Origin of the sequence: Shewanella sp. KCT, assembly GCF_007636505.1 — a bacterium.
GTDB classification, from domain to species: Bacteria; Pseudomonadota; Gammaproteobacteria; order Enterobacterales; family Shewanellaceae; genus Shewanella; species Shewanella halotolerans.
The window spans coordinates 34786-43478 of sequence record NZ_LVDJ01000023.1; the positions used below are offsets into that span (position 1 = coordinate 34786).

Below are 8693 nucleotides of genomic sequence, written 5' to 3' on the forward strand. Positions count from 1 at the left end.
TAGTGGATTCAATTTTCTAGTTTGTATTGGGGCAAAATGGCTTAGTTCGATCACTTTAATCCATCAATACTTTGTAGTGGCATAGTGAATTTGGCCACCTGATTAGGGCAACACAAGAAACTTACAAACCTGAATCGTCACTATAGGGTTATATCTGCTGACCCATCCCCCGAATTCACTATGCAACCAAAAACTCAGACCTGAACTGTTATCTTCATGTTATAATTAGCTATTCAACTATGTCCAAAAGGTCTTCAGGCAGGTCAAGGAAAATATTTTTACCTGTCCGCCTTCCTGTTATTTTATCTGCACCATAATTTGATGAACCACCATTACATGCGAGAATTGTAAGTGCAGTCTTCGCTCTCGTAAGCGCAACGTAGGTATTACAAAGCTCTTCCGTATAGCTTGATAGGCTCATTTTGCTAAACTTAGGGTCAAGTACATAGCAGTGCTCAGCTTCCATACCTTTACCTTTGTGGTAAGTAAGTACTTGAATATTCGCTCCCTCACCATGCCTAATCTTAGCCTTTTTAAGAGCTTCCTTCACGTCATCGCAATGGTCATTGTACCGACACAAAATCAATTGTGTCTTAGCGCAGTTGTTGCGTTCAATATCACTCACAAGCCAATCGATAGCATCTTGAAGAGTATCGCTGCATTTAAACCTAGGCTTAGCTTCATTAGTGGACTCGCGCTGTTCGAATGAAATCAAGCTCTTCTTGTCAATTAAGCGACGAACTTCATTTGCTAACAGTACCAAGGGCTCTGTTGAGCGATGATTGTTTGTTAGCTGGAAGCGTTTGCTGTTATTAAACGACTTCGTGAAGTTCGCAAGTGATGACCTATTCGCCCCCCTGAAACCATACATGGACTGCGCTGGATCTCCCACGCAGAATATGTGAATCCCGTGATCATAGAGCGTCTTGATGATCTTCCATTGAACAATATTTGTATCCTGAACCTCATCAATAATCAGGTGCTTTGTTCTATTTATAACATATTGCAGAAATTCGGTATTCTCTAACTCCACCCTCATTTTAAATAGCATATCATTGAAATCCCTAAGTTTACCTTTCTTGTGAATTTCATAGGAATTTTGGAGAACTAGAATATCATCCTCGTAACTTAGCATGTCTGGTGCTATTTTTTTGATACTGGCTGAAAGAATAGGGTTATCGAAATTAGCCATGTGACTAAAAATAGTAAGGCAACGCCTAGAAATATCATCTACAGCATATTTTTTAGCGATCTTACTTTTTGGCTTAATTAAAGTCTTAATGAGAGCATCCGCCTTGTCTTCATTCAACACTTTAGCATCCTCGATGGTATTAAGCAGTTGATTACACCAACGACTAAAGGTATCAATATACATATCATTGCTATACAACGATAAACTCTTTAATCGCTCTTCGAATTCCTCTTTTGCCTTATTTGTAAAAGCAAGAACAGAGATTTCACTGGGCTGTACTCCTTGCTGAAGCAGATGTTTTACACGCTTTACAATGAGCCTAGTTTTGCCCGAGCCAGGGCACCCTTCAACATAAATAGCTCTTTGTTCTGCTCGAACTATAGAGGGAATTGGATCGCTATGCGTAAGCTTTTCTTTAATCTTCTTTACCAGTCTCTTACGAATTTTTTTAACTTTATTACTATAACTATCATCAAAGACAGGTACATCTTTATGCGGGTTGGCAATAGCATCAAACAATTTATTAGCTCGACCGCTTACAGCCCCATTCAGTTTTCTTTTATTAATCCAAAAGAATCGTAAACGGTTCCTTTTTCCAGATTCATTTCTTCTCACGTTGTTTTCATACAAAATATTCAGTGTATTTCTAACTTGATCGATACCTTTATTTGTTAATAATAACTCCAATTCTTTATCGTCAAGTTCAAACAGTCTTCTAGGTCGTATAATCCTAACATTTGATAGCAAAGAATTTACAGGACTCATACCCATCAAGATATTTTTATTATCATACCGACATCGAGACTCTATACGATAGCTACACACCTGATTTGGAAACCATTCTTCAATTCCAGGAAGGTACTTGGCTATTCTCTCAAATGTGCCACCCCATCCAACTAAAGCCTTTTCAATGAACTTCTTATTCTCTTTAAGTGTTTTATCGTAGCCTATTAGATGATTACCCTCGTAACTGCCGACATAGGTTGTCTCAACAGCCATCTCCCGCTCCTCAGGGTAAACCTGCCTCTTCTTAACACCATCATTTTTTGTCAACATGAAACCGAAGAGCTGTGAAACACCATACATGATATATCCGGTATGTAATTCAAGCAGGAGTGCATTTCGCATTAGTTGGCTATAACGGCGACTCTCTAACACAGAACAAAGTTGGTACAACAAGAATGATGCAAGTTGATTACTTACACGGGTTGGGATATATTCAATTTCGCAATTATGCTTTAGCTTTCTATCAACATTCCGTTGATTTTCAGGTTCAGCAATCAAGATATTAATACATCGATAATCGTCATCATTGGCAAATATTATAAATCTTTTTGTAAAAAATGGCTTTTTATCTGTTTTCTTGAAACCTATATTTTTATTACCGACACCCTTTGTCTCAACTGTTAAGTGTTGCTGCCTCACTTGGGTTTTAACCCGGATTAGACCATTTTCCTCATCCAATAACTTTTCAATGTCAGTTATTGTTAAATTTAAGCCTATGCGAATATAGTCAATATCAACTGTATCTTCGCTGATATTATCGATTGCTGCTTCCATGAGACGTTGTTGGTACTCAACAATTTCTCTATCACGCAGCACTTTCATGATCTTTGCGATATCAGTTGTGTAGTTTAATGTTTTAGGATTTGTGAGTTTAGCAATCTTACGATTAAGTTCAGGTTGAACTAGTGGGTAACGATCCTTATTGGACACATCAAAAATCTTACTCGGGACTATGTTTTTATAAAACACTTTTCCCGAAAAACCACTGTTAGACGCTACGGATTCACTCTTAGGTGACTTAGAATTACTCATCCTTGAATACCTATAAAATTGACTATCGATCTGACATTTAAGGCTATTTCTACTACTATTGGATAGTACTTCGATATGATAACCATGACCACTAATTTATGCACTAACAAGGTAACCCCATCAATTTCTACTGTGATGAGAAACAATCTCTAGTTCGATTCCGATTTACTGCACCAACAGCCTCACGCTATACCGAGTAACTAATACCACTCATACCGTTCAATGCCTTCCATCCACATCCTACAGCAGACATGAAAAATCTCACTTAAAACTACTTACACCATTGGTATGGACATACCATTCAAACAGACTAAAACACCAAAAACAAAAGTACGGACATACCGTTCATACAGACTAAAACACCAAAACCAATAAGTACGGACATACCGTTCAAACAGACTAAAACACCAAAATAAATAGATATGGACACACTTATTTTTTTAGCTTAAATTTATATTAAAAATTGCAATCATGACAAATAAAAGGAAGTCTTGACATGGCGCGAGAAAGAGAAGACAGAACCTTGGAAGACTGGTCTGAGCATGGTGTTTTATTGCTAAAAATGATAGACAATAGAAACAACCAACATAAAGCAATAAGCCGCCAAATTTCCATATTAAAAAGCGATGCAAACAGACATCAAAAAGAAGAAGCAACAACAATTTTAAATCAGCTAAAGTATGAATTAGGAAAAAATTGGACGGATTGGGTAAAAAAGATAAACCAAAAGAAAAATGACATGAAAAGAAGTAGGTTTTATCTGAAAGATAAAACATTTAACGAGTTACTATCATTCCTAGGGCAAACTAAAAACAACAAGAAAAGTGACAACGAAATATTCACAGCCTTATTAAGCTATATCAGCATATTTGACTTAAATAGCATTGATGAGACTTACAAAATAATAGAAGAATTGAACAAGTTTAGTTCAGCCACAAGTGAGAGATACTCAAAATCTTTATTGGCAGATAGAACACTCCCTCAAGGAAGAACAAACAGAATAATAAAATCAATACTGGATGAGCTAAAGAAAAACAAAATAACAAGCTTCGAAGATCTAATACTATTAAGAAAAATAACAAATAAGGATATGAAAAATGAAATTAAATTTCTCAACAATGAGAACAAGGAACTAAAGGAAAGAAACGCACTTTTAGAGAAAGAAAACAACAAGCTAAAATTAAAACTAAAAACAAAACTACCAATAAACAGACAATAACATTATATATTAACCCAACCTAAAATTATTGACATTTATTAAAAATACAATCAACCAGTTACCGTGTCAAAAACACCGGCTGAAATACCGCTTTTCTAGTGATACCATGGTTACATAGCGTGGTATCGCTATCCTCTTCTATTTCAATTATCTAGCAACAAATCAATCTTACTATTTCTGGAGTTATTTCTATGACGACAGCAACCCCTTATGCGCTGTATTTGAGCCGCCTTGCGCCTAACAGTAAGCGATCTATTGAATCACAGATGCGCAGTATAGGCAGATTAATGGACTGGCCTGATACAGTCATCGACATACGACTGAGCAGCGTCGACTATCAACAAGCTATGCAGATACGTGCTTTGCTGATACATGAGCAATGGTCTGCACGTTCAATTAATCGCGCCATGACAGCGATAAAGAATATCGTCAAAGTCGCAGCCCTTATGGGAAAAGCTGATATGCAGCAAGTCGCACACATATCTAGCATCGCAAACATGAAACATGGTGCCCATCAGGGCAATCCACTCACAGTTAAACAAGTAAATGAGCTATTTGAACGACTGGCTAAGCCCAAAGGAGCCTATGGCCTGAGAACGCTAGCAATCTTTGCACTGTTCTTGGGTACGGGTCTTCGCCGTAGTGAGCTAGCAGCACTATCAATGGCTGATTACGACAGACTTAACTCCACTATCACTGTGGTAGCAGGCAAAGGTAACAAAAGCCGAGTACTGTTCTTACCTAGTTGGGTTGAGCAACATATTAGCGCTTGGCTAAAACTTCGTAGCCGACAAGAAGGTTGGCTCATTTGTAAGTGTTATATCTCTGGCAAACTGGACGTTACCCAGCCAGTCAGCAGTGACACCCTTTATCGATTGGTGAAGGACAAGCTCATTGATATTGGGATATCTGGCGCATCTCCTCACGACTTGCGCCGTACTTTCATTACTCGACTACTTGAGCAGGACGTCGATATCAATACGGTTCGCCAAATGGCGGGACACGCGGATATCAGCACCACCACTATCTATGATAAGCGTGGTGATGCCTTTATGCGTGAAGCTGCTTCAGCCCTGAACTATGTGCCAGCGCCTAAGCAACGTGGCAGGAGGAGAAGATGTTAAAACAATCTAAGTCTCCTCACAGGCAAGCTCGGCATTGTCACTATCTTGCCTCTCAATTTAGCGAGGCGTTAATCAATGCCTCATTTAATGAGGAAGAGCAATATATACCTTCTCCAGTGCTCGAAAGCATTACAGGTAAGCGTGTCAGCAGTCGTCAGCACTACAGCCTGGACAGCATATTGACCATGCTGCCAGACAAAGATCGCGTACCTAGTTGTAGTGAAATTGTTCGTCATAACGCTCTGTTCTTGTGCCAGTGCTTTGCCCTGCAACAACAAATGCAGGCCGTTATGGAATACCTAATTGTTGCTAACGCCAATGTTGGCCTAAGAAGGCTCACCAATTTACTGACCGATGAGGATGAAACACTCCTAGAACGGATGTTAGAAGAGAAGACAGGGCTTGAAAGTACCACCATCATTGAACAGTTAACCGTGTTGGCGCAGTGTCAGTTGGTCGAAGAAGCATCATTGGCAATGCCCTATCTGATGAGACTGCCAACACTATTGGTGCCGATACTGGTTAAGCAGAAGCTAGTAAGTTGTGAGCAGTTACTTGCCCCCATACTCTCTAAAAGCCCTGACGCACAGTTTCCATTAACCCAGTTCGTCCACGTCAATACTGACCTGTTAGTGAGCTATCTGAAGGCTATCACTAAAGCTAACAATGCCGGCATCAACGTATTGCTGTATGGCAAAGCAGGAACAGGGAAAACGGAGTTAGCTCGCACCTTAGCCAAGACTGTTAGACGTAGCCTATTGGAAGTTCGCAGCTTAAAGCTGATGGACGGTCAATTGGCTGGAGAGTTTCAAACCCGCGATCATGCTTCGCAGCGCCTTGGATACCTGAATCTGCTTCAAGCTTTGTTGTCTCATAGCGACGAAAGCCTGCTACTGGTAGATGAATGCGAAAGCCTATTTGTTCAGGCAGATGAACGCTATGCCAAAGAAGGGCTCATGCGGGTATTGGAAAACAATGCCGTGCCAGCTATTTGGATAACCAACCATGTCGACTTGTTAGAGCCTAGCTTTATTCGCCGCTTTAAACTGGTTATGGAGATACCCGTACCTGATGAACCCTTTGCCTACGCCATGAGTCAGCGGTTACTTACGCCACTTAAAGTGTCTGATGAATATCGGTTACTACTCTCGGAGAAACCTAATGTTACTCCTGCCATGGTAGGTAATGCCGCCCATGTTGCAATGACACTAAAACTCAAAGGAAGCAAGGCCGAGAGCGTGTTAGATGAGGTAATAGATGCCACCTTGGAGGCCTGTAATGAAGAAGTGCAGGAACCGAAGTACCAAGGAGAACTTCAGTTCGATAGCAATATGCTGAACTTCAAGGTAGTGAAAGAGGAGCTTACACCTACCACATCGCAAGCAACCGAGATAATAACCACAGTTAACAGTGCGCTTGAACAGGCAATGCCTATCAGGGTCATGCTCAGTGGTCCCGCCGGAACAGGGAAAACAGCTTGGGTACATCATCTTGCTGAAACTCACGGCTTTGAGCTCATGCATATCAAATGCTCTGACGTACTCAGTAAATATGTAGGAGAGAGCGAGCAGAACGTCGCTAGGCTCTTCAGAGACGCACACAAACAGCAGAAGCTGATACTGATAGATGAAGTCGATAGTCTGCTTAGCAAGCGCGACAGCACTGTTGCGTTGCATGAAATACAGCTCGTCAACGAACTGCTCTCGCAAATTGAATGTAATACTGTGCCCGTATTCGCTGCGACTAACGCGCTGGAGCGCATCGATAGTGCTGTGATGCGCCGCTTTGATGTAAAGCTCATCTGTGACTATCTGACATTTGAACAGCGCCAAGCATTATTTCGGCAAGTCTTTGGTATTAAGCGCCTGACTAATATCGAGCTATCGACACTAAACACCCTAACCCATTTAACACCAGGTGACTTTGCCATCTTAGCAAGACGCCAACGTTTTACACCTAAACACAATCATCGTACAACCGCCCTCGCCTTACTTAGCGCGGAAAATAGCCGTAAGCAAGGGCAACCCCAAATCGGATTTATCCGCTAACACCACAATAAGGAAACCACCATGACTAATGTATTGAGTTCACTCAAGGTTATCGCTCGCCCTGAAATCGCGCCTAAGCCACCCGTGCTAGGTAAACGCATGAAGCTGTTAGAAAAGCTCGAGCAACAACTGACATTGGCCGAATGCATGATAGAAGGTCGTGAGTTTGAGGCCTACAAAGAGCGCTCGATCAAAGACCCTGACACGGGAGAGCGCAAGAAAATCCGTCGCCGTTATGTCGTCAGGCCTTGGTATTACGACAGCGAAAACCATTACTACTTTGAAGTGCGGATTAGTAATAAGCCTGTTGAACTGCAAAAAGGTTGCCCTGCTATCGATGTTGGGGAGAAAGCCAAGCTACCTGAAGTGATTAAGGTAGTGATTGATGCTGTAGAGAAAGGAGAGCTGGATGAACAGCTGCTGGCTGCTTCATCCAAATTCGGCAAGAAGGCTAGCAGCAAAGATAAGGAAGAAGCCTCTGCAACAGACACCAGTAAGACCAGCAGTAAAACCAAAAACCAAGCGACTAATGAGAAGCCAGCAAACAAGACCAGTAAGTAACAACTTACACCGAACCAGCATCACACCTTCAGATGGGGGCATACCGCCCCCTTTGTTAGACCTGTTATTAATGGAAAACCTTATGAAAGCCATAAACACCGACTTACCCGTCCGAATCTCCGAACCGTTTGCCAATCTATTAGCATCAATAGTCAAAGATGTTGACGGCCATGCAGTGACACTTAATTTTCGAGACGAGAGCTACAGCGCCGAAGCGGGTGGATACCGCCCCGTCGAAATACGCCTAGAGTGGCATAGTGAACAGTGGCAGATTAATTACATTACCGAGTTTTGCTATGTTGGAACGGGTCATTTTGCTGAACTAGCCAAGGCTATCGACTTTGATTTTGGGAGTGGGATCTTTCAAACCAACTTTGGTGTGTTTGCTATCGAGATAGCCCAGGACATGTACACCATTTGGGAGCCAAACTTTATGAGCTATTACGAAATGGGCGTATTTAAGACAACTGTGACGCCAGAATAACAGGCACAAAAAAACCGACTTAATGTCGGCTTGAAATCTCTAGAAGAGATGGTACCAGAGGTCGGACTCGAACCGACACGCTTTTAAGGGCGGGGGATTTTGAATCCCCTGTGTCTACCAATTTCACCACTCTGGCATAACTAAACATCGATAAGTTGGTACAGATGGCGAGACTTGAACTCGCACGGCCGTTAAGCCACTAGCACCTGAAGCTAGCGTGTCTACCAATTCCACCACATCTGCATCT

At 41.5% G+C, this 8693-nt stretch carries 6 protein-coding genes and 2 tRNA genes; 5 read left to right on the forward strand and 3 right to left on the reverse strand.

Annotated elements, in window-relative coordinates; genetic code table 11:
• Positions 1–229: 229 nt before the first annotated feature.
• Positions 230–3010 (reverse strand): DEAD/DEAH box helicase, encoded by a 2781-nt coding sequence (locus tag AYI87_RS20340; RefSeq protein WP_144204431.1) that lies wholly within the window; start codon positions 3008–3010, stop codon positions 230–232.
• 496 nt (positions 3011–3506) lie between these two features.
• Here AYI87_RS20340 and AYI87_RS20345 point away from each other — a divergent pair, with 496 nt between their 5' ends.
• The 5 genes from AYI87_RS20345 to AYI87_RS20365 all read left to right on the forward strand — a co-directional run bounded on the left by AYI87_RS20345 (position 3507) and on the right by AYI87_RS20365 (position 8446).
• On the forward strand, positions 3507–4229 hold the full coding sequence (locus AYI87_RS20345; RefSeq protein WP_144204432.1) for a hypothetical protein: 723 nt from the start codon (positions 3507–3509) through the stop codon (positions 4227–4229).
• Between the two features lie 191 nt (positions 4230–4420).
• Entirely contained in the window at positions 4421–5353 is a 933-nt protein-coding gene (locus AYI87_RS20350; RefSeq protein WP_144204433.1) for a tyrosine-type recombinase/integrase, read from the forward strand.
• Complete coding sequence (locus AYI87_RS20355; protein WP_144204434.1) at positions 5347–7401, forward strand: AAA family ATPase; 2055 nt, start codon at positions 5347–5349, stop codon at positions 7399–7401. The genes AYI87_RS20350 and AYI87_RS20355 overlap by 7 nt, the downstream gene beginning before the upstream one ends.
• Positions 7402–7422: 21 nt before the next feature.
• Complete coding sequence (locus AYI87_RS20360) at positions 7423–7962, forward strand: hypothetical protein (RefSeq protein ID WP_144204435.1); 540 nt, start codon at positions 7423–7425, stop codon at positions 7960–7962.
• An 82-nt stretch (positions 7963–8044) separates the two neighbouring features.
• Complete coding sequence (locus AYI87_RS20365) at positions 8045–8446, forward strand: DUF2787 family protein (protein ID WP_144204436.1); 402 nt, start codon at positions 8045–8047, stop codon at positions 8444–8446.
• Positions 8447–8495: 49 nt separating this feature from the next.
• Here AYI87_RS20365 and AYI87_RS20370 read toward each other — a convergent pair.
• Together AYI87_RS20370 and AYI87_RS20375 are read right to left on the reverse strand one after the other, a co-directional pair.
• Positions 8496–8582 (reverse strand) — tRNA-Leu (locus AYI87_RS20370).
• 20 nt (positions 8583–8602) lie between these two features.
• Positions 8603–8689: transfer RNA gene (locus AYI87_RS20375), tRNA-Leu, on the reverse strand.
• Between the last annotated feature and the right edge of the window lie 4 nt (positions 8690–8693).

What these genes read in the sequence shown, in the direction of transcription:
- AYI87_RS20360 (WP_144204435.1), top strand. Translation starts at nt 7,423, where the DNA reads ATGACTAATGTATTGAGTTCACTCAAGGTTATCGCTCGCCCTGAAATC.
- AYI87_RS20355 (WP_144204434.1), top strand. Translation starts at nt 5,347, where the DNA reads ATGTTAAAACAATCTAAGTCTCCTCACAGGCAAGCTCGGCATTGTCAC.
- AYI87_RS20345 (WP_144204432.1), top strand. Translation starts at nt 3,507, where the DNA reads ATGGCGCGAGAAAGAGAAGACAGAACCTTGGAAGACTGGTCTGAGCAT.
- AYI87_RS20340 (WP_144204431.1), bottom strand. Translation starts at nt 3,010, where the DNA reads ATGAGTAATTCTAAGTCACCTAAGAGTGAATCCGTAGCGTCTAACAGT.
- AYI87_RS20365 (WP_144204436.1), top strand. Translation starts at nt 8,045, where the DNA reads ATGAAAGCCATAAACACCGACTTACCCGTCCGAATCTCCGAACCGTTT.
- AYI87_RS20350 (WP_144204433.1), top strand. Translation starts at nt 4,421, where the DNA reads ATGACGACAGCAACCCCTTATGCGCTGTATTTGAGCCGCCTTGCGCCT.